At 49.3% G+C, this 503-nt stretch carries 1 protein-coding gene; it reads left to right on the top strand.

Annotated elements, in window-relative coordinates; all coding sequences use genetic code 11:
• Window positions 1–110: 110 nt before the first annotated feature.
• On the top strand, window positions 111–503 hold a 393-nt coding region (locus tag DKT69_RS41580), incomplete at its 3' end, for a hypothetical protein (RefSeq protein WP_201749400.1).

Raw genomic sequence — 503 nt, forward strand, 5'->3', positions numbered from 1 at the left:
CTCAAGAAATAATCAAGGATCTTAAAGTCCGTCGCGGGGCTCATTAGGCCCCCAGCGTCAGCTGTCAATGAAATTGCCCCCACAGGGCCCCGTGGTTAGAATTTTTAAACATGGTGTTTCTTCTGGTTTTTCTTTCATTGATGCTGTCGTTCTCGGTTTGTACGGTCTTAAGCTGTTTTCTTTGGCCCTATCGCCGTCAGCTGTTGCATCGCCTGATCCTGAGTATTCAGGTGACCTATGCAGTGTGGGCTTTTTCCGTCATCACTGTTCTGGTGATTGATGATATGTCTGTTAAAATTTTCCTGACTCACATGCGGCAGCTGATTTTGCCACCGCTGTGTGCGACCTGGGCTCTGGTGGGGACGGCCATTTTCCTTCCCAAGCTTTGGGGAAAAGTGCGCCGTTGGTATGGGGTGCTTTATCTGTTCCCGGCGGTGGTGATTGTCGCCAATGCCCTTTCGATGATGGGCTTTCCTTTTGCGAAAGAATGGATCTTCTTTAAC

This window comes from Micromonospora sicca (assembly GCF_003172935.1).
GTDB classification, from domain to species: domain Bacteria; phylum Actinomycetota; class Actinomycetes; order Mycobacteriales; family Micromonosporaceae; genus Micromonospora; species Micromonospora sicca.